General features: G+C 35.4%; 25 protein-coding genes, 3 tRNA genes and 1 pseudogene. 12 read left to right on the top strand and 17 right to left on the bottom strand.

All coding sequences use genetic code 11. From position 1 onward, the window contains the following. Nucleotides 1-122 precede the first annotated feature (122 nt). The 3 genes and pseudogenes from Bccel_RS24780 to Bccel_RS24770 form a co-directional block, all read left to right on the top strand. Nucleotides 123-1,193: pseudogene (locus tag Bccel_RS24780) on the top strand (IS256 family transposase); the annotation flags it as partial. A 66-nt stretch (nucleotides 1,194-1,259) separates the two neighbouring features. Then, entirely contained in the window at nucleotides 1,260-1,538 is a 279-nt protein-coding gene (locus Bccel_RS24775; RefSeq protein ID WP_050753816.1) for a hypothetical protein, read from the top strand. A 34-nt stretch (nucleotides 1,539-1,572) separates the two neighbouring features. Then, nucleotides 1,573-2,970, top strand: a complete 1,398-nt coding sequence (locus Bccel_RS24770) for an IS1182 family transposase (protein ID WP_036936122.1) — start codon at nucleotides 1,573-1,575, stop codon at nucleotides 2,968-2,970. A gap of 66 nt (nucleotides 2,971-3,036) precedes the next feature. Here the strand turns inward: Bccel_RS24770 and Bccel_RS30470 are convergent, their stop codons facing one another. The 5 genes from Bccel_RS30470 to Bccel_RS24750 all read right to left on the bottom strand — a co-directional run bounded on the left by Bccel_RS30470 (nucleotide 3,037) and on the right by Bccel_RS24750 (nucleotide 6,946). Next, nucleotides 3,037-3,213 carry a hypothetical protein gene (locus Bccel_RS30470; RefSeq protein ID WP_154673481.1) on the bottom strand — a complete coding sequence of 59 codons (177 nt, stop codon included), beginning with the start codon at nucleotides 3,211-3,213 and terminating at the stop codon, nucleotides 3,037-3,039. A 150-nt stretch (nucleotides 3,214-3,363) separates the two neighbouring features. After that, nucleotides 3,364-3,678: a hypothetical protein gene (locus tag Bccel_RS24765; protein WP_036943470.1), complete on the bottom strand. Its 315-nt coding sequence runs from the start codon at nucleotides 3,676-3,678 to the stop codon at nucleotides 3,364-3,366. 533 nt (nucleotides 3,679-4,211) lie between these two features. Next, nucleotides 4,212-6,467: a virulence-associated E family protein gene (locus Bccel_RS24760; RefSeq protein ID WP_050753815.1), complete on the bottom strand. Its 2,256-nt coding sequence runs from the start codon at nucleotides 6,465-6,467 to the stop codon at nucleotides 4,212-4,214. Nucleotides 6,468-6,478: 11 nt separating this feature from the next. Beyond that, on the bottom strand, nucleotides 6,479-6,721 hold the full coding sequence (locus Bccel_RS24755; protein ID WP_036943467.1) for a hypothetical protein: 243 nt from the start codon (nucleotides 6,719-6,721) through the stop codon (nucleotides 6,479-6,481). A 3-nt stretch (nucleotides 6,722-6,724) separates the two neighbouring features. Further along, on the bottom strand, nucleotides 6,725-6,946 hold the full coding sequence (locus tag Bccel_RS24750) for a helix-turn-helix domain-containing protein (protein ID WP_036943464.1): 222 nt from the start codon (nucleotides 6,944-6,946) through the stop codon (nucleotides 6,725-6,727). Between the two features lie 83 nt (nucleotides 6,947-7,029). Between Bccel_RS24750 and Bccel_RS24745 the strand changes: the two genes are divergently transcribed. Then, nucleotides 7,030-7,275 carry a hypothetical protein gene (locus tag Bccel_RS24745; RefSeq protein ID WP_050753814.1) on the top strand — a complete coding sequence of 82 codons (246 nt, stop codon included), beginning with the start codon at nucleotides 7,030-7,032 and terminating at the stop codon, nucleotides 7,273-7,275. Nucleotides 7,276-7,290: 15 nt separating this feature from the next. Further along, a complete protein-coding gene (locus tag Bccel_RS24740) occupies nucleotides 7,291-8,715 on the top strand; it encodes a site-specific integrase (RefSeq protein WP_036943462.1) in 1,425 nt (474 codons plus the stop codon). Between the two features lie 145 nt (nucleotides 8,716-8,860). Here the strand turns inward: Bccel_RS24740 and Bccel_RS24735 are convergent. The 3 genes from Bccel_RS24735 to Bccel_RS24725 all read right to left on the bottom strand — a co-directional run bounded on the left by Bccel_RS24735 (nucleotide 8,861) and on the right by Bccel_RS24725 (nucleotide 10,015). After that, nucleotides 8,861-8,934: transfer RNA gene (locus Bccel_RS24735), tRNA-Arg, on the bottom strand. A gap of 84 nt (nucleotides 8,935-9,018) precedes the next feature. Continuing rightward, entirely contained in the window at nucleotides 9,019-9,480 is a 462-nt protein-coding gene (locus Bccel_RS24730) for a hypothetical protein (RefSeq protein WP_152966084.1), read from the bottom strand. A 459-nt stretch (nucleotides 9,481-9,939) separates the two neighbouring features. Then, nucleotides 9,940-10,015, bottom strand: a tRNA-Thr gene (locus Bccel_RS24725). Between the two features lie 195 nt (nucleotides 10,016-10,210). Here Bccel_RS24725 and Bccel_RS24720 point away from each other — a divergent pair. From Bccel_RS24720 to Bccel_RS24710, 3 genes are all read left to right on the top strand, one after another. Further along, the gene (locus Bccel_RS24720) at nucleotides 10,211-10,453 is read left to right on the top strand and encodes a hypothetical protein (protein ID WP_036943456.1); all 243 of its coding nucleotides are present in this window, start codon (nucleotides 10,211-10,213) and stop codon (nucleotides 10,451-10,453) included. 53 nt (nucleotides 10,454-10,506) lie between these two features. Further along, nucleotides 10,507-10,809: a hypothetical protein gene (locus Bccel_RS24715; RefSeq protein ID WP_036943454.1), complete on the top strand. Its 303-nt coding sequence runs from the start codon at nucleotides 10,507-10,509 to the stop codon at nucleotides 10,807-10,809. Between the two features lie 69 nt (nucleotides 10,810-10,878). Next, the gene (locus Bccel_RS24710) at nucleotides 10,879-11,829 is read left to right on the top strand and encodes a helix-turn-helix domain-containing protein (protein WP_036943451.1); all 951 of its coding nucleotides are present in this window, start codon (nucleotides 10,879-10,881) and stop codon (nucleotides 11,827-11,829) included. A gap of 105 nt (nucleotides 11,830-11,934) precedes the next feature. On the opposite strand, the gene Bccel_RS24705 is transcribed toward Bccel_RS24710, so the two are convergent. Continuing rightward, a tRNA-Val gene (locus Bccel_RS24705) sits at nucleotides 11,935-12,010 on the bottom strand. 263 nt (nucleotides 12,011-12,273) lie between these two features. Here Bccel_RS24705 and Bccel_RS24700 point away from each other — a divergent pair. Together Bccel_RS24700 and Bccel_RS24695 are read left to right on the top strand one after the other, a co-directional pair. Continuing rightward, nucleotides 12,274-13,248, top strand: a complete 975-nt coding sequence (locus Bccel_RS24700) for a DnaD domain protein (RefSeq protein ID WP_036943449.1) — start codon at nucleotides 12,274-12,276, stop codon at nucleotides 13,246-13,248. 41 nt (nucleotides 13,249-13,289) lie between these two features. Beyond that, the gene (locus tag Bccel_RS24695) at nucleotides 13,290-14,348 is read left to right on the top strand and encodes an ATP-binding protein (protein WP_036943447.1); all 1,059 of its coding nucleotides are present in this window, start codon (nucleotides 13,290-13,292) and stop codon (nucleotides 14,346-14,348) included. 116 nt (nucleotides 14,349-14,464) lie between these two features. On the opposite strand, the gene Bccel_RS24690 is transcribed toward Bccel_RS24695, so the two are convergent. The 4 genes from Bccel_RS24690 to ypeB form a co-directional block, all read right to left on the bottom strand. Next, on the bottom strand, nucleotides 14,465-15,541 hold the full coding sequence (locus Bccel_RS24690) for a type II CAAX endopeptidase family protein (protein WP_050753813.1): 1,077 nt from the start codon (nucleotides 15,539-15,541) through the stop codon (nucleotides 14,465-14,467). A gap of 112 nt (nucleotides 15,542-15,653) precedes the next feature. Next, nucleotides 15,654-15,932: a hypothetical protein gene (locus tag Bccel_RS24685; protein ID WP_036943440.1), complete on the bottom strand. Its 279-nt coding sequence runs from the start codon at nucleotides 15,930-15,932 to the stop codon at nucleotides 15,654-15,656. Between the two features lie 67 nt (nucleotides 15,933-15,999). Next, nucleotides 16,000-16,803, bottom strand: coding sequence for an RNA polymerase sigma factor (locus Bccel_RS24680; protein ID WP_036943437.1), 804 nt, complete (start codon nucleotides 16,801-16,803; stop codon nucleotides 16,000-16,002). Between the two features lie 195 nt (nucleotides 16,804-16,998). Next, nucleotides 16,999-18,390 (bottom strand): germination protein YpeB, encoded by a 1,392-nt coding sequence (gene ypeB / locus Bccel_RS24675; RefSeq protein ID WP_036943435.1) that lies wholly within the window; start codon nucleotides 18,388-18,390, stop codon nucleotides 16,999-17,001. A gap of 219 nt (nucleotides 18,391-18,609) precedes the next feature. On the opposite strand from ypeB, the gene Bccel_RS24670 reads away from it, so the two are divergent. Continuing rightward, a complete protein-coding gene (locus Bccel_RS24670) occupies nucleotides 18,610-19,827 on the top strand; it encodes an MGDG synthase family glycosyltransferase (protein WP_050753812.1) in 1,218 nt (405 codons plus the stop codon). 146 nt (nucleotides 19,828-19,973) lie between these two features. Further along, on the top strand, nucleotides 19,974-20,420 hold the full coding sequence (locus Bccel_RS24665; protein ID WP_050753811.1) for a hypothetical protein: 447 nt from the start codon (nucleotides 19,974-19,976) through the stop codon (nucleotides 20,418-20,420). A gap of 86 nt (nucleotides 20,421-20,506) precedes the next feature. On the opposite strand, the gene Bccel_RS24660 is transcribed toward Bccel_RS24665, so the two are convergent. The 4 genes from Bccel_RS24660 to Bccel_RS24645 all read right to left on the bottom strand — a co-directional run bounded on the left by Bccel_RS24660 (nucleotide 20,507) and on the right by Bccel_RS24645 (nucleotide 25,397). Next, complete coding sequence (locus Bccel_RS24660) at nucleotides 20,507-22,723, bottom strand: sialate O-acetylesterase (RefSeq protein ID WP_050753810.1); 2,217 nt, start codon at nucleotides 22,721-22,723, stop codon at nucleotides 20,507-20,509. Nucleotides 22,724-22,840: 117 nt separating this feature from the next. Continuing rightward, complete coding sequence (locus Bccel_RS24655) at nucleotides 22,841-23,980, bottom strand: DUF6688 domain-containing protein (protein ID WP_050753809.1); 1,140 nt, start codon at nucleotides 23,978-23,980, stop codon at nucleotides 22,841-22,843. Nucleotides 23,981-24,010: 30 nt separating this feature from the next. Further along, a complete protein-coding gene (locus tag Bccel_RS24650) occupies nucleotides 24,011-24,229 on the bottom strand; it encodes a hypothetical protein (RefSeq protein WP_036943432.1) in 219 nt (72 codons plus the stop codon). 1 nt (nucleotide 24,230) lies between these two features. Then, entirely contained in the window at nucleotides 24,231-25,397 is a 1,167-nt protein-coding gene (locus Bccel_RS24645) for an ArsA family ATPase (RefSeq protein ID WP_036943429.1), read from the bottom strand. Between the last annotated feature and the right edge of the window lie 72 nt (nucleotides 25,398-25,469).

Raw genomic sequence — 25,469 nt, 5'->3', positions numbered from 1 at the left:
TTATGAAGGTAAGCTTTTTTGCAGTTGCGTTTGAGGATGTATCAAATTTTGTGTATGGAAAGATTAAGTAGTCTCCTTCTTGGCAAGAATTAGTAATAATTAATGTCAAGGAGGAGACTTTTATGTCAACACTAACAAAAGAGCAGGTTAAAGCAATCGTTCAGGGAAATAATTTCCAAAGTGTTTCGGATGTAAGTGCTTATTTGAAAGATATTTTTAGAGATGTAATCCAAGAACTATTAGAGGCAGAACTTGAAGTAAATCTTGGATATTCTAAGGAAGAACCAAACAAAAAGAATACAGATAACAGCAGGAATGGCTACACCCCAAAGACTTTAAAAAGTGAGTTTGGAGAAGTAGAAATACAGGTTCCAAGAGACCGTAAAGGGGAGTTCCAACCAAAAATTGTTCCTAAATACCAGAGAAATGTTACAGGCATTGAAGATAAAGTTATATCACTATATGCAAGTGGTATGTCTACCAGAGATATTAGTAAGCAGGTTGAAGAACTCTATGGTATTGATTTTTCTGCTGAAATGGTAAGTAGAATTACAGACCGTATTGTACCTGAAATAAAAGAATGGCAACAAAGACCTTTAGAGAGCATATACTCTTTTGTTTTTTTAGACGCCATTCACTACAAGGTAAGGGATGACGGACGAATAGTAAACCGTGCGGCATATGTAGTACTTGGAGTTACTGTTGATGGAAGTAAGGATGTTTTGGGTATTTGGATTGGAGATAATGAGTCATCAAAGTTTTGGCTTGGTGTTCTAAATGACTTAAAGAACAGAGGTGTAAAGGATGTTTTAATCTTTTGTGTAGATGGCCTTACTGGGCTTAGAGACGCTATAAATGCAGCATATCCAAAAGCAGAAGTTCAGCGTTGTATAATTCATCAGTTGCGTAATTCATTTAAATACGTATCCTATAAAGATGCCAAGGAGTTCAGCAGTGATTTTAAAGAAGTGTATCAAGCTATAAACGAGGATGTTGCCTTAGAAAAGCTTTACGAACTAAAGGAAAAGTGGGGTAAGGAATATCCATTTGCAATAAGAAGTTGGGAGAACAACTGGGATGTATTGAGTCCATTTTATAAATTTTCGGAAGAGGTACGGAAAATAATCTACACAACTTATACCGAAAAAATAATTATGCCGATATTTTATGAAATCCCAGAAAATAAAAGGATACCAGAAAAAATATCGGCATAGTTTTTCTATATAATGTATCTTCATCTTAAAGGGAGGTGCATTATAATGCCAGAAGAAACTAAATTAGAAGAAGTTCTACGTCTTACATTAGAATCTCTAAAAGAAAAGGAATATAGCACTGAGACTCTTCTGCGGTACCAAAAGAAATTTCATGTTGTAAATTCACTCGCACAAAACAAGGGGATTTCTGAACCTTCAGATAAATTATTTCAGGAATACCTCAGTGACAACAAAAACAAGTATACTGGCAAATACTCTGTTCTTAAAGAACGCCAACGACAGGCTGTCCGAAAATCATGCATTATATTAACATATATGATATAATATAACAAATAATAATTTTGAGGTTTATAAAATTATGAATTATGTAAAAGGCATTAGTAGAAAACAGGTTGAGCTAAGTAGCCTAGAAGACCATATAGATGAAGAAAGTGAAGTTAGGGCAATTGATGCATTAATTGAATCAATGGATATTAAAGATCTGGGATTTAAAGAAGGGAATAATGAGAATTCTGGAAGATCAATGTATTCACCAATGGATTTAATTAAACTGTATGTATATGGATATTTCAATGGTATAAGAAGTTCTAGAAAGCTAGAAAAACAAGCAAAAATAAATTTGGAAGTTAAATGGTTATTGAAAGGAGTACAACCAAAACATTCAGTAATATCTGATTTTCGTAAAGAACATATTGACTGTTTTGATAATCTATTTAAAAACCTTATTAATATATGTAATGATTTTAACCTAATAGGAAAAGAATTAATTGCTATAGATGGGACTAAAATAAGAGCAGATGCGGCCAAGAGTAAATATTATACTTTAAAGAAACTTAAATTCATGGAAGAGTTGACAGAGGAAAAGTTAAAGGAATATTTAAAAGCATTGGAAGAAAATGATTGTAAAGAAGCAACAAAAGAAATTAGCGATAGAATTAAAGTCCTTGAAGAAAAGAAAGAGCTCTACAATGAACTTAAAGAAGTGCTTAACGATACCTCAGGAATAAGCTTAACTGATCCTGATGCAAAAAGAATGAAAACTGGTAATACAAAAGGAACAATAATTGGCTACAATGTACAAACAGCAGTAGATGAGAAAAACAAATTAATAATAGATTATGAAGTGAGAAATGATGCAGTTGATCAAGGGTTGTTATATGATGTAGCTAAAAATGCAAAGGAGAAATTGGGAGTTGACAGTATAGAAGTATTAGCAGATAAAGCATATTTTAAAAGTGAAGATATTATAAAGTGTGAAGAAAACGGAATTGTGCCATATGTTCCAAAACAAAAAGTAGTAACACCAAATATCGATTCTGGATATATAAAAGAAAAGTTTATATATGACAAGGATAATGACATGTACATTTGCCCGGCTGGGAAAAAATTATATATGCGTTCAAAAAGTGAAGATGTAAAGATGAAAATTTATTATAATTATGAAGAGTGCCAAAATTGCCCATATCGGGATAAATGCACAACATCAAAATATGGTCGTCACATTGAACGCAACCCAAAGGAAGAGATAGTTGAAAATGCTATAGAACGATTTAATGCTAATGGTGCTAAGTACAAAAAAAGACAAATGATTGTGGAACATCCATTTGGAACACTAAAAAGAGTTATGAATTTTGAATATTTCTTACTTCGTGGCAAAAAGCTTGTTTCAGGCGAAACAGGCCTAGCTTTCTTTTGTTATAATATGAAAAGGTTAATAAACATCAAAGGAACAAAGGAAATAGTCGCTTCAATTTAAGATGATTTAGGTGAATGTAGGGTAATTTAATAAGTGTTATTTTTCAAACTTTCCAGATTCCAATCATTATTCTATATTTAAAATTGCATAATGTTGTAAAATATCTAAAAATTTAATTTTCGGACAGCCTGACGTAGCCCATTGTGATAATGCTTGTTGAGTTACTCCAAGCGTGTTACACATTGCCCATGTTGAAAAATGCAATTTGCCGTTAATCCTTTTTGCATGCTGCTTTTCAGCCATAAATATCACATCCTTTCACAATCACAAGTGAAATTTTTATTTTATATCGAGGCAAGTGATGCGAGTCGCGTGCCGTTTTGTTCTAACCCTCCAGAAGGACCCATTTACAGTTATCACCATGTAGAAATATAGCAAGTCACTTGATTAACCTTATGTTTCAGATAGTATCATGCTGAAGTCAACAAGTTCTCCATCCGACGCTTTCTTAGAAGCTTGTCGCAATACCTCTTTGACCTCAGCTTCATCGTAGTATTCAGCGACCAACATCCCGTCAGCTTCAATACCAAACCATAGTTTTTGAGGACACACAATTTCGTTGCTATTAAATTTTGTATAGCATCTAATTGGTTGACTTAATGGGATCTTATCAACATATCGCTGTGCTTCAGGTACCCATACCAACCTGATAGCAGTTAACCTCTTACATTCGATAAGTTCTCCAGTTTTCTGTGAAAGCACTAACATTTCTCATTCTCCTCTCGTTTAAACAGTAATTTTGTTTTCATTTTGCCTTTTTATTAATAACCCTCATAGGATTAAGTTACTACATAGTTTGTAGTTTAATAGAGTTGCCCTCAACTGCTCTATTTTGAAGGGTTTTATGGTTATAAGCTTATTAAAAACTACAAACACTACCAAGTTGTTATATATTAATGTGAAATAGGGGTGTTAGGCTGCTTAATTGTTGGATATGAGCCTATTTGCCTATATCGTATGTAATTATATGTATCTCTGTAGTATCAGTAGTAAATTAGTAAATCGCTTCCTACACACGGACTTTGAGTTTCTACAGAGTTTACTACATAGGCACTACAGAAAATTTATGTAGTAAACTCAATTTCCAGTTTTCTCGGGGTTGAAAAACACACGCTGAGATCCATAAATAGGTATGTACAACGGATATGCTGATGGATTCCAATTCAACATTCTTAGTATGTTTGAAATAGCTAAACTATCAGATCTTTTATAGTTGCCTAATGGCTGATTGAATAGCTCAGCTAGTATTTCTGCAACACAAGTCGTTTCTCGTTTCTTAGTTTCAATATTGTGTTTTTCGAATTCACTGCCCCAATAGAATTTTCTTTGTTCAAGTGTTTTTTTTCCCAATCAACAGGAATCGGCCTTTTTAAAAATTCCTCTATTAAACCTTGCCTATCATCTCTTACCTTTCGACCTTGCCTTACTGTATCAGCCACTGCTTCTAATTCATCTGATAGATATAGGTTTTCTCCTAATTGCCATCTTGAGTACGCCTCTGCCCATATTTGAACTACCAAATTAGGAATTTCATTTTTATTCTTTACAGCTTTATTGAGATTAAGTTTTATAGGCCAATACCGTCTTTCTCCTGTAGCATCTTTTAGATATTCATCTGAATTAGTTGTACCTATGAATACACATTTACGAGGATAGTCTTTCGAATTATGGCCATATGCCGGTCTATATGTATCAGTCGATCGTGTTAGAAAGCCCTTAATGGCATTTGATTCAGAACGGTTAAAAGCACTCAGCTCCGCAACTTCTACAATCCACTTTCCTCTAATAAGCTCAGATGCTTCTTTCCCTTCAAATGTTCTTAGCTCATCAAGATAGTATTTTCTTTTTATTGCCAACTCGGATAAGAGTTTACTCTTTCCAATACCTTGAGGCCCTTCTAATATAAGCATATAGTCGAATTTACACCCTGGATTCATCAGTCTGGCAATAGCAGCTACTAATGTTTTTCTTGTTACAGTTCTTGTATATAGGGTGTCCTCTGCACCGTAGTAGTCTATAAATAGTGTATCTAACCTTGGTATACCATCCCACTCCAACGAAGATATATAGTCTTTCAGCTCGTTAAAAGTATTTTTTCTCCACATTAGGTTCAAAGCATGTTTTATATCACTGCAGTTAGGTATTCTGTACATATCTTTTTGCAAATACCCTATAAGACCAGATTCGTCTGCATCATCCCACGGCCGCCAATAATCCTCCGAATCACTTGACGCCCACGGTAGATCGTTTCCTACTATGGCCTTTTCTAAAAAAGAATCATAAGCAATTTTACCTTTTAACATCGGATCATTTTCCAATATAGTAAGGATGTTATCAACTGTTTTCAGAATAGAGCCTTTTGAGTTAACCTTGAGTTTACTGATCCAATTTGAGTTTTCTATTACTGAAACTCCTTTGAATTCACTCATGGCTTTCTCATACCGTTCCTGATTAAGTAGGGTACTAACCTGACCGTCAGACACAGCGAATTCACACATGGCCGTATATGATGGGTATTTATTGGCCGGAGTATCTGGCTTTACATCATCATCCATGTGGCCAAACTTATGCAGCCTTACAAGGTCGAAAGCATTACACAATTTACTGCCCGCTGGATCTGTAGCATGGTGGGAATATAGGAAATTACCATTTTCATATATAATAGCCCCACCTACAGTGCTACCGCCTGTAAAAGTCAATCTATCTTCCAGGTTGTCACAAACTGTATAAATACCAGGTAAAAAAGTCTCTATTGCACTATAAACGTCGTATACTCTGCAGAAAGCACCTACAACCCCGGACTTGGTAAGCGGATCGCCCTGCCTTTGTGCCAGCTTTACATGTTCAGCTTGCACGCCTGGCACCTGTGGCCACTCTGCAACATTACGCCAGTCAGCATACTGGGCCAGAACGCCGTCAACCGATAGAAAAGGCTTATCACCTACTTGATACACATATTGGCTATCACTACAGCAGCTAGGCCAGTACATAAGCCTATGAGTCTCGAAGGTGGAAGGGTCGCACATATCTATACCGATCCACGATGCAAGCTTTCTAGCTAACGGCTTATACTCATCAGATGTTGCTGTACGGTCTAATGGTACCAGTATGCGGAGCCTCGGCTTAATTGGCTCATGCTTACGGGTGCTGTACACTGCATAGCCACAACCTAAAGACTCTAAGCGGAGTAATATTGTATTAGTCTCACCTGACTGTATGTTGTCGAGGTCCAGGGTAACAATGTCACGACCTAGAACATTAGTTACCTTACGCCTATTATCCTTAAGAGTACCACCCACGAAACCGCCTACATCCTTTAACTCATCTTGACGTGACTTAGGCAATCTAAGATATTCAAGCAATGACTCAACGCCGCGTGTAGGCGTTTTAAGCTTTTCTATAAGCTCCGACCAGTATAATGCTTGTGCTGGCCATAAGGTTGCTTTTCGTGATCCTGCTGATGAAATTTTTATTTGTCTGTCATATTGTAAACTCATATGTACACCGCCTATGGTTGAACTCGACGCAACTTGCCATACTCTACAACTTCAGGTACTTTTTTATCTGTTCTAGCTGCTAACTCTTTTAGTTTCTCCTCCAAAAGATCCCAGTCCCAGATAATATCTCCTCTACTGCCTATACGAAAGAAGCAACCTGAAAGAAGCCCATTTTTTGCACCTGTTTTTAAAAATGTGTATGGCAGATTAAAATGTTTAGAGGTTGTATTAGTTTTTTCACGTTGTGCTGGCATAGCTTACCCCTCCTTTCTTGCTTCATATACCCCTTCAATAATGTCTGATACATTAACTTCTAGAGCCTTTGCTATTTTTCCAACCGTTTCAGTTCTAGGATTCTGTACCCCTCTTTTAAGTCTTGCTAGAGTAGTTTGAGTAACAGTACTTACTCTTGATAGTTCCAGATAGGACATAGACATATTAGCCATAGCCATTTCCAGCTTTAATTTATTAATTCGCATGATCTTAACACCTCCTAAACCGGTAATTTAATTGTCGCTATATTGACATTATAGATAATTTAATTGTCGATGGAGTTAAACTCATGGATATATTTCAAGGTGTAGAAAAAACTAATCTAAGCATAGATTATCATATCGAACAGCTAATAAGTATATTTGGCTTTGAAATAATATATGATCCTTCAGATGGATATATAATTCTTCAAACTCCCAGCGGCGAATATGAAATAGAGGCTAGTGGCATAGAAGACCTACGTAACAGTACATGTTCATTTATAAAATATAAACTCCAAGAAATCATAGAAAAGTCAAGAAAAATAGGAAAGTAAGGAGGAATGACGTATATGGCCAGTATTCGGCAAAGAGGAAAAAACTCATATCTTATAACTGTTTCATGTGGGTATGATAGTAATGACAAAAAGCTATTTAAACAAAAGACTATTAAACGTCCTGAAGGAATGACAGACCGGCAGTGGGATAAAGAAATCAATAAAATCGCCACAGAATTTGAACTATCAGTTCAAAACGGCGACTATTACGAGTCATCAAAATTTACATTATCAGATTTCATTAACAAATGGCTTTCAGAGCATGGAAAGAATCTTGAGAATAAAACATATTATCGATATGAATCAATGCTAAAAGGTCGTGTAACAGAAGCTTTAGGACATTTAAAACTTGACCAATTAAAGCCTTTACACCTATTAGACTTTTACCGTAATTTACAGGAAAATGGCATTCGTGAAGATACTAAATATATAGCAAAACCAGAGCTTCAAAAAACCATCGACGATCGTAAACTAGAATTAACTAACCTGGCATCATCTGCAAATATTTCTGTAAAAACCTTGAACGGTATCTTATCAGGAAATACAACCATTGTGGCAAGAAGAATAAGCAATGCTCTTAAAGTTAAATTCGATAAAATATTTGTTCCTGCTTCTGATCCTAAGCCTCTATCAAGCAGAACCATTCTTCACTATCACCGGGTAATATCAGTCATGCTTAATGATGCATATCGATGGGGAATGATAAAGGAAAATCCATGTCTTAAGGTCCAACCTCCAAAGGTAAAATCAAAGGAAATGGAATGCCTAAATGAAGAAGGTTTCACTAATTTGTATGAATGCTTGTTGACTGAACCTATAAGGGAACAGGCAATTATCATGCTTGCCTTAATGACCGGTTGCAGACGAGGGGAACTTGCTGCACTGCAGTGGGAACACGTTGACCTTGATAACGGAATAATACATATAAAACAAGCAGCTGAATATACCCCTGCTACTGGAATAAAGATTAAGCAGCCTAAAACTCATTCATCAATTCGTAAAATTGCAATTCCCAAATCATTAGTACAAACTTTGAAGCAATATAAGGTTTGGCAATTAGAGCAAAAAGTTAAATTGGGCACCCTATGGCAAAAAGAAGAAAAGGAAAAACAGGGTGAGCTTTGGAAAGATCCTGAATGGTTATTTACGACTATCGACGGTTATATAATGCATGTTGATACACTTACAGAGACATTTAAAAAGTTTTTAAAGCGTCACAATCTCCCCAATATAAGGCTCCATGATTTGAGGCACACTGCCGCAACTATGCTGATTCATTCCGGATTAAATATTAGAGCTGTTGCTTCCAGGTTAGGGCATGCAAATCCAAGTGTAACCTTGGCTGTTTATTCTCATGCTTTACAGTCTGCAGATAGGGAAGCAGCTAATGTAATGGAAAGCCTCATAACAAAAAATACTGCTTCTGAAAAGCAGGCTTAAAGACTTGCTTTTTACACTTTACTAACCTTAACTGATTGTATGTATATTTAAAATAGTAGTCAAATAGTAGTCATTTTGTTATTATGTTAACTCTTCCCAACATATAACAAAACCGCCTACCATTCCGGTAAGCGGCTTTTCATAGTGTGCCCAAGAGGATTCGAACCTCCGGCCTGCGGTTTAGGAAACCGACGCTCTATCCTGCTGAGCTATGGGCACAGGCGATAAATATTAGGACTTATATATTATACAAGATAAATTTAAATTTTTCAAGCATAATTTAATGTTATTTTCATCCAAACATTACATTTCGCTATCTTCACCGCTTTTGCTTCTATTTCCAGCCAAGGCCTTAAGCACTAATCCAGCCCCTGCAAAAGGCAAACCGAACATTATCAATCCCTGATATAAAGTAACAGCACCAAAATGCATACGAAGTGTCATAATTAGCCCAAGCACAATAGATACAATGCCGAAAATTGTAATAATCCATCCCAGTATTGATTTACTATTGAAGAATAGCATAGCAACACCTATTAAAAGTGGCAATATAATAACACCCGTTGGTGGAGTATATCCGAAGAAATTCATCAGTGTAAAATTAGTTGTAATTATTGTATTTTGAAAAACCAAATACAGTCCGCCAGCAATGAGGGCCATCCCAACAATAAAATAAATAAAGCTTCTGCCTGCACTTCTAAAGTCTTCCTGGTCTCGCCTAAGCTGCCTTAATAAACGCCTTTTATCTCCATCATTATTCCTCAAATGCTGACCCCTCCAAATTAATTCTCTTTCCATATTTATTATATCATACCAGGGCCATGCAGAAAAGCCAAGTGTTAAAAGGTCAAATATAAAAACAAAAAATACACGATCATTAAACCGTGTATTTTTTATTAAATTAATATTAATAAGCTTATTCAGTTTTACTCTTTTCAGATGTTTCAACAAGATCTTCTTCAAAATCTACTTCTTTGCATCCATTCCATTCAGGTGAACATACCATCATTTGAAACACCTCCTTTTTGTATAATTAATTGGTAATTAATATATACCCTAAGCTAGTTTCTTTAAACAAAAAATCTAAATTTATGATAAAATATATTTGAGTGTATGTACTGCCATACATAAAACCCTAAATAATGAAACGTATATTTATTCCTTAATTGAACCTTTGAAACCCAGAACAAAGCAAAAACCCCATAACCGTTAGGTTATGAGGTTTGGAGCTGGTGGACGGAATCGAACCCCCGACCTGCTGATTACAAGTCAGCTGCTCTACCTGCTGAGCTACACCAGCATATATAAACGCTTTGCTATCAAGAGCAGTATTTCGTGCCCCGACACTTTGATAGTATAGCAGGGAATTATTTATGTGTCAACACTTTTTGTGAAAAATCTAAATTACTTATATTGGGAACTTTTTATTCAGATCCGAGTCTAATTTAAAATAAACTTTAACAGGCACCATTATAATTAATTGGAGTATATAGATATGATAACTCAAGCTAATGTGAAGATTAACAATTCAAAACAATTAATTATTGCTATATTCTTAATACTAATACTTGCATCTATGGGTTGCAGTAATAGTGACAAGATAAATGAATATAGCATTGAACAATTTACTAATGATATGAAAAGTAAAAATTATAATTTTGAACTCAAGGATACAGAGAAAGATTTTCTGCCTACAACAAGACACAAAATAATAAAAGCAAATAAATTCTTGGAATAAGTGGATTCTTCTGCTAAAATTAACTATACGCTTTACTCTAAGGAGGTTATCCTGTGGAAAATAATACATTACATCAAAACTCAATCAAAATATCAAGCTTTTTATCTATTTTATTACCAACTGTACTTATTGTCCTCATACTAAACTGGCTTTTTAAAATAACTCCCTTTCAAAAGCTTCAAGGTATGCCCTTACTAATAACGCCCCCAATATGCCTGGTAGGATTTTTCCTTGCTTATACTTCATATAAAAAATCATCAAGCCTAACTGCAAAACTTGGCATTGCCTTTAATTCAACACTATTTTTACTCCCGTTTCTGTACTGGACTTTAGGTACTGCGATTTTTGGTACTTGACTGTTACGTTAGGTTATACATTACTATTATGAAAAGTGTTATTAACCTCTAAAGACAGGAGATGATTATATGACTATAAGTGAAGTCATGAGACAAACCGGACTTACTAAAAGAGCAATTCGTTACTATGAAGAAGAAGGCCTAATAAATCCTTCGATTAACAATGAAAACAGCTATAGGGATTATCATTCTGAAGATATTGACAAGCTGATAAAAATTTCGCTTTTAAGGCAAATCGGCTTAAGTATAGATAACATCAAAGAATTGGTTAATTCCCCTACCAGCATTAATGATGTTCTGAAACTCCACCTAGATAAAATCAATAGAAATATTAAGGACTTGGAAAAAAGTAAAAATTTGATCAATGAGATCATTGAAAATAACAAGATCAATAGCACTAACGATTTTATGGAAAAATTGAAAAGCTTAAAAGAAAACATTGAATTAGAGGACAAAAATAAATTCGGTTATATAAAAAGACAACTTTTAAAAATATTTCCCGGTTCTTTTGGAAAAATGCTTATACTTCATTTTTCTCCATTTTTAAATGATCCGGTTGATGATGAGGATAAAGAAAAGGCCTGGAATGATATTGTTAAATTTCTTGATGAGGCTGAGCCATTCAATTATCCTCAAGAATTTTATAACAATTCCGGTGATTTTTCGGATGATGTACTTGAGAAAATCGCTGCAGAAAACAATAAAGAAATTCAAAGCCTTTTAAACTATACCCCTCAAGAGCTTGAAGAATATAAAATTAAGTTCATGGAGTCATTAAACTCCATGAATGAAAATAAAGATTTTGTTGAAATCCGACAAAAAATGTGGAAATCGAATTTAGATTTTAAAAACAGACTCCAATCCAGCGGATATTATGATAGATTCGTAAACAATCTAAGAATACTCAGCAGCGATTATGACAAATACCAGACAATACTCCAAAAACTAAACGATGAGCTTGGTTTATACTATGATTCCGATGGAAATATTGCAGTAAATTCAAGTGTGGACCAGAAGTAGATTTAAAATGTTACAATTATCACATTATGGGAATTTAGATTAAAAGGGTAAAAATTCTTGAACAAAAGCAAAACAGCTTACTTTTGAAAGTAAGCTGTTTTTAAATGGTGGGCACTATAGGGCTCGAACCTATGACCCTCTGCTTGTAAGGCAGATGCTCTCCCAGCTGAGCTAAGCGCCCGTCAAATTCACCGTGCAGATGTTATTATAGACTCTTTTTATATATAAGTCAACCCATTTTTAAAATATTTTTTAATTTTTTTTAAAAAAGTTTTATCGCATTTTTATTTCTCTTATATAGAGTGCATAACTGATAAAAACGCCCGGTCTATATATATTCCTAACACAAACGACCTTATATAAAACTTTACAGTACGGCATCTACATATGATATAATGGTAATACTATGGAAAATAATCATTAAGCAACTGAAGGGAAGATATTATGTTTTTTGAATCATATAAATCAATACTTTATTCGGACACACTGGTGCCGGATATTTTTATTAATGAGTACATGCCCTCAATGGACGGGGATTGTGTTAAAATATTCGTGCACTGCCTGTTCCTAAGTAAATATAACAAATATGCATCAGCCAAGGATCTTTCCAGGAAGCTTGGCATTGATTTAAATAAGGTCAAGGACTCTTTGATATATCTTGAGAGTATAGGGGTCATTACAAGAAAGGAAAACAGCAGCAGTATAACTATCAGTGACCTAAAGGAAAAGGAAATCAAAAAAATATACAGGCTCAAACAAACCTCAACTCCTGAGGAAGCTATTCTGAGCACTGAGAGAAACAAATCCCGGAACGCCATAATAAAGTCCATCAACAACAAGTTTTTCCAGGGCGTAATGCCGCCCTCATGGTATACCGATATTGATGCCTGGTTTGATAAATACAATTTTGAGGATGATGTTATGTTTGCACTCTTCCAGTATTGTTATGAACATAACGGACTTTCGAAAAACTACATAATAAAAGTTGCGGACAGCTGGAAAAGCAAAAACGTCCGCAATTCAATAGACCTGGACAATTATTCTCTGCAGTATGAAAGATTCAAAAGTATACGCGGAAAAATAGTTAAAAAACTTGGTCTTGGAAGAAATCTCACTGAGTACGAAAGTGAATATGTTGAAAAATGGATTGAAAAATACAAATACGACTTTGAAATAATTGAGCTGGCTCTTAAGAAAACCCCAAAAAAGGCCAATCCAAGCTTTGAATACTTAAACTCAATCATAACAGACTGGTATAACAATAATCTAAAAACAAAGGATGAAATACTGGCTTACGATAACGCTAGAAAGCAAAGCATGAAGCAGCAGTACAAGGTTTCGGAAATACAACAGCATTCCAACTATGACCAGCGAAAATATGACAAGGATTTCTTTGAAAACTTATATGAAGAAATTTAACAGCACCGCATTAATACAATTCAAACCTTTTTGGAGGTTTTATGAGAAAGAATTTATATAATATAATTAAAAATGAATATGATAAAAAACAACGGCTTGCTTATGATAACCTTACAGAACGGCGTAATGCACTATATGAAAAAGTCCCAAGACTGATGGAGATTGAAGATGAAATAAACAAGTTGGGATTAAAGTATAATAAAATGATTCTGCTTTCAGAAAACTCATATCATCAGGCTGTTGACGAATTAACGAGGAATATTGATTCTTTGAAGAAGGAGCGTGAAAATATTCTCCTAAGTATGGGGTATTCCAAAGATTATTTAGAAGCAGTTTATGAATGCAGCCAATGCAAGGATAAGGGATATACCGAAGGTGCTCACGGTTTTGAAAGCTGTACCTGCTTTAAGCAGCAGTTTATTGCCTTAAGCTTTGAAAAATCCAACCTTAAGCTAACCGAGAATGAGAATTTTGATAATTTTGACGAAACCCTTTTTCCTGACAATATTAATGAAGAAAAATATGGGATCAAAAAATCTCCAAGGGATCACATCCTTGGTATAAAAGAAAAGTGCCTTAAGTTTATAGAAAATTTTTCTGATCCAAATGAGAAGAACCTTTATTTCTGCGGTCCGACAGGTGTCGGCAAAACCTTTATGGCCAGCTGCATCGCATCAGAAATATTAAAAAAAGGCGGTACTGTCCTTTACCAGACCGCTCCAATATTGTTTGACACTATAAGCAGCTCCAAGATAAAATCTTTTAAAGATGAAGTTGACGAAGATTCAAAGTACAACAGTATATTTGAAACCGATCTTCTCATAATTGATGATTTAGGTACTGAGTCCCAGACAACATCCAGGTTTGCAGAATTTTTAAATATTCTGAATATCAGACAGCTTAATAATCTTGCAAGGCCGTGCAAAATTATTATATCTACCAATATAGAGGCTAACAAACTTTATGATTATTATAAAGAGAGAGTAGCATCCCGAATAATAGGCGGTTTTTCCTTTATCAAGTTTGCTGGAGAAGACATCAGGAGTAAAACAAAATCTCAAAGAATTACAAATCAAGTCGGGAAGGAAAGATATGAGTAGCTTAAAATCGACTTTGAAAGACATTGTTAGTGATTTTATTATACCTGGAATCATTTACACTTGTGTGGATTCTTGTTGATGCAATTATCACACCAATTGGACAACAAAGGGGCTGCTTACAGCCCCAATATTTTTATTATATTACTTAAAAACTCGTTTTCCACTCCCGCAAGGGAAATGCCCTGAAGTAAATAAATCAAGACAATTACCATAACGCCAGGTATGACCCACAACAAGCCTTTTACCTTATTTTCTTCACGGGTTTCAAAGCCATTATCCACAGGAACAGTGGTATTTCTCATGAATGCATAAAGCAATCCTGCTAAAGCGGCTAAAAAACACAAAAACATTACTCCAAATATTCCCAATGTAGTAATAAGCTGAATTTTAGGCATAGACAAAAGCATTGAAAGGCTTTGATCCGCATCTGATCCTGTCCCCCCAGGAGTCCCTCCCATTTTTGATGTCAGCTTTCCCAACCCATAGCTCAACAATACAACAAGAGAGTTGTTTGTGAAATGTGCTACCATCCCTGCATATAATGAATCAGCTCTGTAAACAAGAAAACCCATCAGAATACCGAGGAGAAATGTTCCTAAAAACCTCTGGAAGTCATGATGCATTAAACCAAACAAGAAAGCAGTGATTATAATCGCCTTTGTCTTGCCAAGCTTTTCATAGCCTCTCATTATAACTCCTCTAAAAAGCACTTCCTCGCAAATAGCTGCAGACATTCCTATTACAATAAAGCCTTTTATCAGTGTTACAATATCAGGTATTTGAACCTGAGGTAAATTAGTGCTGCCAAATATCAGCTTTATTATAACCATATTGGCAAGGTTGAGAATACCAACAACCGGTATGGAAAAACCCGTTATGCATACTATCAGAATAATATTAACAAAACTGATCTTGTTAAGCCGAAGGATCTTCCTTATATCATATTTCTTATAGAGCAAGAATATAATGGGTGGGACCATAACCAGCAATATTTCTGACGAAATAGCCTTAATATAATAATCCCCCAAAGGCAGCCTTAAAAACACATTACTAAGCAACATAAATATTATTAGTACTACAGAGAACAAAATGCTGGCTTCCTTGACAGTGGGCTTTTTAAATAGTCTGCCAGCACTCCCTTCATTAGATTCCGGGTCTTCTATGTTTTGCTTTTCAAAATTGTTTTCATTCACAGAAAAATCCTCCATAATGTATGATATTAATTATAATACAACTATAGCCATATTTATGCAAGAATAAACCGCCTTCCCATTATATATGTATGCTTGCATCTTTAAATCACTTTTATTCTTGTGTTTGTTCCATCAATAATCTCATTGATTCATTTGGATCAATAACCTCCCTTATATCCGTTTCTTCATAGTACTTTTTCCACGGGCTAAACTTTTCGTCAAATTCCTGCCTGCTTTCCGCCTCCCAAATGCTATATCCTACAGCAGGGTCATTTTTTATACAATATGTTTCCCCTCTTATACAACTTCTGTCTAACTCTCCTTGCTTCAGTTTTTGTCCGAATTCCAACATTGTTGTAAGGTTAACCCTTACGTTTACTAAAAATCTCATAATAAGCCTCCTAAATTAAGTTTTAATTTAAAGTATTTTTAACTTATTTGATACAAAACAAGGAGGTTTATTTCACTTTTTTTTGAGAAAAAATATTAAATTTCTGTTCTTTAATAGAAAATAGAATTTTCATCTTTAAATCATCGCTTTCACTTCTTAATGCTATTGTCTTATATAGGCTAATCTCATTCTTAAATACCTTTATCTCCGCTTCTACAAGATTAGGTGAAATATTAGGGTTATATTTCTCTATCCATCCCTGCTTTAATGAAAATGATATTAAATTCTCACACCTGCAGCTGTTGTTATTATCATACAAAGAACAATTCCTACACAAAAATTCTCTTATATTTTTTCTTGCACGGCAAATCAGTATTCGAGTGGAGTTTTCAGATTTACTTATAACTGATGCTACATCTTTCATAGAAACATCAAATAAAACATTGAGAATGAATGCTATACGTTGGTTAAAAGAAAGACATCTGAGCAAGCCCAAAAGGCACCCATCCTTCACTTGCACAATATATTGCTGTTTTTCCTGCTGACTATATTCTACATTAAAACTTGCTGTCTTAATTAACTCTTCCATTGAGTGGAAAGAATTTTTCCTAATCTTTTTTATGTACTTAAAGCAATTGTTTTTTGCTATAGCATATATCCAGGTATAAATTTGACTATCACCTCTATATTTATCGGCATTAGTTAAAACCTGGATAAAGGTTTCCTGAGTAATGTCTGCAGCAGCATCCGAGCTTCCGGTTATTTTAAATGCAAGGTTATATATCTTATTAAAATATAACAAATATATTTGCTCAAAATTGTCTTTAATTAAAGGTTGAATACTAATATCACTAGGTTCTTTAGATTGCATAAATCCCCCTAAAGGCTTAATAAATTAATATTTTCTATATAAAATTCCATATTCCTTCAATTTTTTAGCCATAATTTTAGGCATTAAAAAAGTGACTCTGCTGAAAATAACAAAAATTTCGTTAGTCTGTTATCACAAGCAAAATCACCTTAATTTATTGTAACAGCTAATTTTACAATCCCATAAACCCGGCAATTAGAACGTCAGAATACCCCTGTCGGTGTCAACTATCATAAGTATATTTTCTTCCCTTCCTGTTTCAGCATTTATATATACTAAGAAGTCATTATTTCCTAATTTTCCTTTAAATTCATAAGTAAACAGTTCTGTTTTATAATCTGTAGGTATTATGGCTAATCCCGAAGACAATACTTCCATTTTCCTGTTTATAGTGCTTCGTGCCTGCTGTTCAGTAATTTTAGGCTTTGCTATGTTTCTTGTGGTATGGGAATAAAGATACCCCTTGCTTTCCACACCTATAATTTCACCATTATCGAGGGCTACTTTCAATTTGATGAGATCAGGATATACGATGACATTATTCTGCTTGTATGCATAGTTTATAGTAGCAGTATTGTCCTCTTTCAGGTAATATGTGTCTGTCATTCCTGAATAGCCTAGCTTTTCAAGATATTTTTTCCCGGCTTCCTTAGCTTGGTCAATACTGAGCTTCCCTTTACCTGACGGCCTGTTCATGAGCATCCAGTATATATGTCCTCCCTTTTGCGTAACATCTATGTTTGCTGCCTGTTCGTCAGGTACACCATTGAAAGTCACCCTGAAACCATAGGTTTTCACGGAATCAGATTTATTTTTCCCTGTTTCTGTTATCGCTTTTACATTCTTATATTTAAATATTTCTCCTACCTTATTCTTTGCCTGCTGTAAAGTCAGCATCTCTCCTGTAATACCTCTAGGCTGTGCACTTGCTATATGATCGGAAAAGGGACCGTCATATATAAGGGTAGGGTAGGCCTGAAATGTTTTGTCAATATTCTCAAACTCCTTAGACGGCAGTGTTGCAGAAGTCTTTTTAAATACACTGGCTCCTTTCTTAGAAACCTCTCCCCATTTTAACCTGCCGGCAGAAAGTTCACCCTGCAAATTACTAAGGCTTGACCCCAGCTTTACAGCATAGTCATGAAGCTGCTCTAATGTTTTATACTGCTTATCTGATAAAGGCTTACCTTGTAGATTCTGGTTATTCATAGAATATGAGAAATCTCCTACTTGCGTCAGAAACTTGGAGGTATTTGACAGCACACCTGATGAAATAGGAAGCTGACCTAAGTTATACTGTGCCAAATTTGACTGCCTCCAGGCCTCCTGTAAAGTTGATGCCGTTTTTTGCGGCGATGAGGTGATGAGTGATTTCACCAAAAGCACTTCAACATTCCTCACATACCCTGCCATATCAAAAAAAGCCCTGTTATACTGGTTGTCAAGCTCCTGCCTCAGGTTGCCGGAATGCTTATACTGATACATTCCCCAAATTCCTAATGCACCAATAATTACTATAACAATACTGTACATTTTTCTATCAGATAGTCTTCGTTTAAAATCTAAAAGCTTGTCTCTAACACCCAAAATAATTCCTCCTGTCCAAATTAAATTTATATTAACAGCACATCACATTTTAAAAAAATATCCATATGTATTTTGAAACAAAACACAATATTTTATGATATTTTTTTTAATTTGAGAGAAAAATATAGATGTAGCAGTTGACTATAAGGCGGTTAATATTAACAAATTGGGTAATAATTAAAACATAACTTTTGATTTAATAGCAAGGGTTTGATTTATATGAAAATACTTATACTTACAGTCTCTGCCGGGGCAGGGCATATTAAAGCAGCTGAATCCATTAGTGAGCAGATTAAATTGAAGTATCCTGACTCCAATATAATGGTTGTCGATACATATAGATACATAAGCCCGTTATTGGACAGGGTCATTGTTGGAGGGTATATGAGTATTCTAAAACTGACTCCCAAAATATATGGCAAATATTATTCATTATCCGAACCTGTAGGAAGCAGTTATAATTTCGGGAGTATATTAAATAGATTTTTAGCAATAAAGCTGATGGATCTGATAAATGAATTCAATCCGTCGGTTATCGCTTGCACCAACTTTATCCCTCTGCAAATACTGGCGATGCTTCACAAGAAAAACAAACTCAAAATTCCCACAATATCTGTTATAACCGATTATACTACCCATTCCTATTGGATACACCAATACGTATCAGCATATGTAGTTGCAAATGACTTTATAAAAGCCGAGCTTGAAAACAAAGGAATTCCCAGTGACATTATATACCCCTTGGGGATTCCAGTAGGAATGAACTTTTACCAAAGCAATGACAGGCATAAACTTCTACTTGAATATGGCCTGGAAGACAAGCCTACAATACTCATTATGGGTGGTAGTCTTGGATTTGGTGACATGCAAAAAACATTTCTGTCACTGTTAAAGTTAGAAAGAGACATCCAGATTGTAGTAATAACAGGTACAAATAAAAAGCTTCTTCGCCATCTGGAAAAATGTTCAAAAGGGTCTAAAAAGTACATTAAGATAATCGGTTATACTGATAAAATTTCCGATTATATGGATATGTCGGATATATTGATAACAAAGCCAGGGGGAATGACTGTTTCTGAGGCATTAATCAAAAATATACCTCTAGTACTTATTTCTCCAATTCCAGGCCAGGAGGAAAGAAATGCACAGTTTCTTTCAAATATAGGTGCTGCTGCAAGGGTTATAAAAAAATCTGACCTAAACAATGTGCTTAATCAGGTAATAGATAACCCCTTGAGGATGTGCCACATGAAAGAAATGGCTAAATTTTTGTCCAAACCCGATGCAACAGAAAAAGTAGCGAGTTTGCTTGCAGAAATGTCCTTAGCATTCAAGGAATGTCAGTGTCAGGTGCAGCTCAATGTTCCTCAAAACATCATAACTCAAAGCAACAATACTCTTAATATGTCAAGCCCGGATAACCAGTGGTCTTACTAATAATGTCACTAATAACTCTATCAATATTAATATTTAAATATTTGGCATATTATTTACTAAATAATTAAAAGTTTTACTATAAATTAATTTTTAATTTATACCGAAGATATAAATGAATACCAAATTACTAATTTGGAGGCCAAAATATGGATATTGACTTTGATAGAATAAAAAAAGAAGTTCTAAGCTGCTGCAAAACATCCGAAAGTTGCCCTGTTTGTACTAAAAAAGACTGCCTTATAGGGTTTAGCAAAATTGTTTTGGATTATTATTTTGAAAGTAAAAATACTATTTTACATCATGCTATGGAAAAAGTACCGAAGGAAGACTTTAAATCATATAGAAGCGAGAATTTGATAGATGCCATTGTAGAAATTTTACTGCAATGCAGGCAATGCGATATTGAGCATGAAAGAAATTGTGTTGTCAATGTTACCAGAATATGCATGGAAACAGCTCTATTAGGTAAAAACATGGGTAAGTATGAAGGTAATTCTTTATCTTATATAGTAAGAGTTATTGAATTCAATCCCGAAATTGGAAATGAAATTATGGGAAGATACAAGGAAGCAAAATCTTTATTTACGGAATGAATAAAAAAGCTCAAAACCTCTAATTATAAGGTTATGAGCTTTTATTCTATATTCATTTAAAATATATTATAAGTGATTATACTCTATTACTTATCCAAACTTATATCCGGATAGTTTGAAGATGTTGCATTAAAATGTCTTGCAATTATAATTACTTCATTCAAGTTTATAACATTATCCATATTAAAATCATAGCTCTCAATATATTTCCCATCCCCGGCAACACTTCCAAATACACGAGCAATCTCTATTATGTCAACCATATTAATTGTATTATCCTGCACACCATCTTTTAAAATATCGCCTGCCCATATATTAATCGGATTTGTAGAAGATGATACTTCGACATTTCCCTTTACAAAGACATTTTTAATCTCATGGGATAAGTAGTTGGGTTTGCTGATTTTTAATGTATAGCCAACACCATTCAAAGGAACACCTTTTATTTCAAAATACCCTTTTGAATCAGTCACATCCTTAAATCCGGTTCCTTCCAATTCTACATTAAAGCCTGAATTAATCAATTCCCCAGCACCTTGTGTGAAATTAAAATCTGGCTTCACATAGCCCGAAACAGCATATTCCTTTGCTGCCGTCGGTGTAGGTGAAGGCGGAATGATAGTTGCATTAATATCAATAAAGTTTGCCTTAATACATTGATACGCCGCTGGCATTGTTAATTTTGCATTTGCACCGTAAGCATTATCCAATCCGCTTGTATCCCCGATCCATCTTTCAAATTTCTTTCCTGAAGGTGGTGTTGCAGCTGATAAACTTATTTCATCACCAGGTTTATATGTACCACTGCCTGTTCCATCAATAACAGCAAGCCTGTTATCTATATCGGTTCTGAATGGTGAAGCAGGAAAACCTTCTTTGTTGTATAGGTTTCCAATGGGATTATCCGACCATGAATACCTTACAGCTTCCGGAGCACTTACAGAGGAAGACGACAGGACTATGCTGTCATCTTCAATTACAGCATCCGCCCATACAAATTTTTTATCACTTCCTGCTATGGCAAATCCCTTTAATACACCACCGGGAACCATCTTTACCGGATCAAGTCCGGTCTTCTGTCCAACCATCAGTCCGCTTCCTGTATAGTCAAAGGTAACCCTTATTTTATTTCCTTCCTTTGTCATTGCTTTATAAATCGGACCGGAAGGAACCACATTCTTTCCATAAACCTTGCCTAGTGCATATAATGCAGATCTCATACCTACGTCCTGTTTATTCGGACAGTGTACATTGTTGGCATCACCTATATCTATTGTAACTATTAGCCCGTTATTGCTGTCATTTTGAGCAGTCTGAAGCTGTGCTTCACGTATTAAGGTCCATGAGCCGTTTTGTGCCGGTGCAGACTGCAGAGCTGAAATGTTTGGCAATTGAATTATCAAAAACGGAAAATCACCTATACCAAACTTATCCCTCCAATCTTTAATTAGAGAAGGTAAAAGTTTATTGTACTTGTAATCGTTCTCAGTGCTGCCTTCTCCCTGGTACCATATGGTACCTTTTATTCTATACGGCAAAACGGGAGCTATCATTCCGTTATAAAGCCCTGTCAGTGAATTTGAGTTCACTTGCAGATTAGCCAATTCCTGTGTATAATCGGGAAAAGTTTGCAGAATGTCCCTGCTCATCCAATACTCTATCTTGGTACCACCAACAGCTGAAAGAATTATTCCTACAGGTACATCCAACTCGGCACTTAATTTGCGGGCGAAAAAATACCCTACAGCTGTTTGATTTTGTGCTGTTGTTGGTGAGCAGGCCTGCCATTTGCATTGATCGGGGTAACTGAACTTATCCTGAGGAGTGCCAGCATATCCATACGGAACATTAAAGAAGCGTATGTTCGGATAATTTGCATTTTGGATTTCAGTAGTAGGATTTAATGCTTCACGAAGCTGGAGCACAATATTGGACTGACCGGTGCAAAACCATACTTCTCCAAACAGGATATCCTTTATTGTTGCTGTCTGGGATGCAGTTACCTTCATATCATAAGGCCCGCCTTTAGGAAAAGGTCCGATTTTTGTCATCCATTTACCATCTGTGCCAGCCATGCATGTATAAGTTATGCCGTCAATTTCTACTGATACCTTCTCGCCTGGCGTAGTCCAGCCCCAAACAGGGTTCTCGACATCCCTCTGCAATACCATATGGTCTGCAAACATTGAATTGATAAAGGGCTTATCGAGGTAGGCATCTACAGTGTCCAAGCTGCCCATATCAGCTATGGAAAACACCAGTACAAAAACCATAAGCACAGAAATTTTTCTCATCAGTTTCATAATAATTCCCCCAGATATGTAATTGCTTTTTTAGTTATATATATATATTAATATAAGATGGATAATTTATAAACCCAAGCAAAGTGTCATTTAGGGTATTGTTTTGGTCACCATTTACTAATACAGCCTGTATGGCAGATACTGTCCTGCAATTCTATTTTCAGGCTTCCTATCCATCAGATACAACACAGCAACAAATATCCATTCTAGAGGTTTCATTAGAATATAAACAACATCCGCACTTAATGGCGTTTTGATGTGCTTTGACAGGGGATAACCATACTTGTCATATATATACCTTATAACCCTATGTCCCTTCGGAACCCTCTCCTTCAAAAGATCCTCAAAAGCGTTTGCCACACATAGCTGCCTGTTTACTACAATTTTGTTGTTATGCCTTAAACCATATCTTAAGGGTTTTACCACTCGTCTATGTCCTCTTAATGAAACAGTGCATAAATAATGGCCACTGGGTGCTTCAACCGAAGGCGGAGATATCTTTTGGGACAACAGCCAGTCGCTTGTCTCTGTAAAGGCTTTAATGGCTGCATCGGGATGCTGCCCCAGTATTACAAGCACAATCATGACAACTGCAAGTATTGGGATTGTCAAAACAACAATTGCTAGCGGCCAACTCTTGCTGTTTCTTAGTATAATGTTCAATTTTTGTAGAATTGCATTTTTATATACAGTTTCTTTTTCCTCAGGTATATATGCTCCTACTGCTTTTATTACAGCAGAAATATACAATATTATACAATTGAAGGGAAAAAGGCATAGATAGAAAGTATCAACCCTGTACAGAACTCCATCAAATAGATGTGGTGACAATTGTATTATCCACATTAAAGCTAATATACAGCCTATAAACATACTTGCAAAACATAAGAGCAGCGTCAGTGGAGGAAGTGCTCCATTACTTAGCCTGATCAGTAAAAACCCAATAATTCCAATAAACCCTAGAACAAGTATTGTAGGCATATGCCAGGATGCTATAGGTGCGTGCCATGCCGGATATATAGCCCCTGTGTAAAGGGGCTTATCATAGTCCACCAGTCCTATAACCCCATATAGTATTAATGTCAAAATCGTTCCTGCTACTATTGTTAAAACCTCCACAAATTGCAGCGTAGTTGGTTTATTTCTAAGTAGATTGATAACATTTGTAAAAGTTAACACAATTGGCAAAGCAAATATAATTATTATAAGAACCGTGCCCATTATCATATTAAATATCTGACTAAAAAACACATGCATAGTCAACTCCCATAACTAATGTTTATTGTCTTACTCTATCTTCACCCTATTAATCCCGCCTTCTCTCGTTTTCTCTTCCTTGGGTCGTTTTTCTGCATACTCTTTAGTAACCTCATTTACGGCATCAATAATAGAATCAAACCCTTCTTTTGCATATCTTCCAACCTGCCCCGGCAAAATATCCATTATGAGCCGTGTTTTCATAATTTCCAGCTTCACTAGTTCCTTGATTAATGCCTTGTTATCCATTTTATTCACCACCAAATATTATATTAAGTGTGTCCTGCTCAAACTTGGCTGATGTAATTGAAAGGTACTGAAGTGTCTTAGGAAGGGTTATATTCCTCTTAATTCTTCCTGCCCTGATTATTAGTTCATCTGCCTTTTGTGCCAAACTCAAGTCATTCTTTTCACAAAAAGGCATATTTATCTTCAGCAGATAGTTCTTTCCGATCTTTTCAATTGACTGGGTTTTAATATTGTACAATATGCCTTCAGGGTTCAGTTCGGTAAATACTACTTCCCCCAGCCTTTCAAGCATATTTAATCCAACTATCTCCTTTTCGAAGAGAGGTGCATACAATATGGGTATTGGTGAGAAGCACTCCTTAGCTTCATCAATATAATTACTCTGTATTTCCTTCCATAGTGCAAAATAGTTGTCGGTTATATCTTTAGGAATAACTCTGTTTACAACAATTGCGTCGACATTAAAGTTATATATGTTGAGATAGGTAAAACTTCTTTTAGCTTCCTTGATAACCATCTTTTCAGGGTTTACCACTATTCTGATGCTGGTGGATTTCCTGTCGGTAAATATCTTTTTCATCTCATCCAACTGGTTAAATATTTTCTCTATTTCCCCCATAACCCCATCCGAAGGCATAGGTATCCCCAAAAGCGGCTCTATTACTGGCCTTGTTAGATTTATAGCCTTCCTCTTTAGTGGAAAAAGCTTCTCCATCCACCACCTGAAAAGGTCCGGATAACTTAAAAGTGCAAGGGTTTCTCCGGTAGGAGCACAATCTATTACAATAAGATCATAAAATCCCTCCTTGTAATGCTCCAGTATTCTTATAAGGCTCAACAATTCGTCCATTCCCGGAAACACAGTTAGTTCTTCAGTCGTAATATCTTTTACAGTCTTGGATGTAAAAAGTGTTGTCAGATATTCCTGAACCTTTCCCCAACCCTTTTCAATTTCATGTATTGTATCAATCTCTTGAGCCCATAGGTTTTCCTCAATATTAACGGGCTCTGAGCCAAGCTCAATATCCATGGAATCTCCAAGACTATGTGCTGCATCGGTACTTATAATTAGAGTCTTAAGTCCTCTTCTTGCCGATTTTAAAGCTGTAGCAGCAGCTATGCTAGTCTTTCCAACGCCGCCTTTACCAGTGTATACAATAATTCTCATAATCATTCACTCCTTTTTATTCTATTACGTTTTTCAAATATTTCGCATGTCGAAATATCGATTTTAATTTTA

The organism is Pseudobacteroides cellulosolvens ATCC 35603 = DSM 2933 (assembly GCF_001262605.1).
GTDB classification, from domain to species: Bacteria; Bacillota; Clostridia; order Acetivibrionales; family DSM-2933; genus Pseudobacteroides; species Pseudobacteroides cellulosolvens.
This window is presented reverse-complemented; position numbering and strand designations above follow the sequence as displayed.